The sequence below is a fragment of the Xenorhabdus miraniensis genome, assembly GCF_002632615.1.
Genome location: NZ_NITZ01000112.1, coordinates 1 through 603 on the forward strand (window position 1 = coordinate 1; position 603 = coordinate 603).

Consider the following 603-nt stretch of genomic DNA (forward strand, 5'->3'; position numbering starts at 1 on the left):
CCGATGGCGGGGAATACGAAGATTGTGACAAACGGCAATTTTGGTGGAATCAATAAAAGCGATCCCTTGGGTTGTCGCTTTACGTGACGAAAGAAAAGCACATAAAGGAATAAGTGCCCTTTTCTTCAGAGTGAGCATACGGGTATAACTGACTAATCCGGGAAAATCGGTGATAAGGTATTGTTTGACATGCTCATTATAAAACGTTTTAAAATCACGATAATGGCTCATATGAAATAAAATGAGGATCACCATGACTTCACTGAGAGAAAGGGATGCTTCGCGGTGCCGTTGACGTAATCCGTTTTCAATGAGCTGTTGATGCCAGAGAGGGATAAATTTTTGACAAAAGTCATCGACGCAGCAATAAAGTTCTTCTAAATTAGACATGCCTGAGGATCTCCACGATTTTGTTTTCTTTAGCAAAAACTTTGATCGTGCCTCAGGCACTTTAGTTCCCTTCTTAAGCGAAGCTCAGGTTGGTTACTTTGTGGCTGGCACGGTTGTACCGTGAAAACCTCGGTTAAGGTGACCCATTATCTTCCCGAAGTGGTGGTGTCTACCTATCAGGCTCCCGGTGGCAATCCATGGACAGAAATGGCG

1 protein-coding gene and 1 pseudogene are annotated in these 603 nt (G+C 43.6%); one reads left to right on the forward strand and one right to left on the reverse strand.

Translation table 11 applies throughout. From position 1 onward, the window contains the following. A partial coding sequence (locus Xmir_RS22310; protein WP_279627228.1) for a transposase occupies positions 1 to 390 on the reverse strand: 390 nt, incomplete at its 3' end. A 90-nt stretch (positions 391 to 480) separates the two neighbouring features. Between Xmir_RS22310 and Xmir_RS22315 the strand changes: the two are divergent. Beyond that, positions 481 to 603, forward strand: a pseudogene (locus Xmir_RS22315) (TIGR03756 family integrating conjugative element protein); the annotation flags it as partial.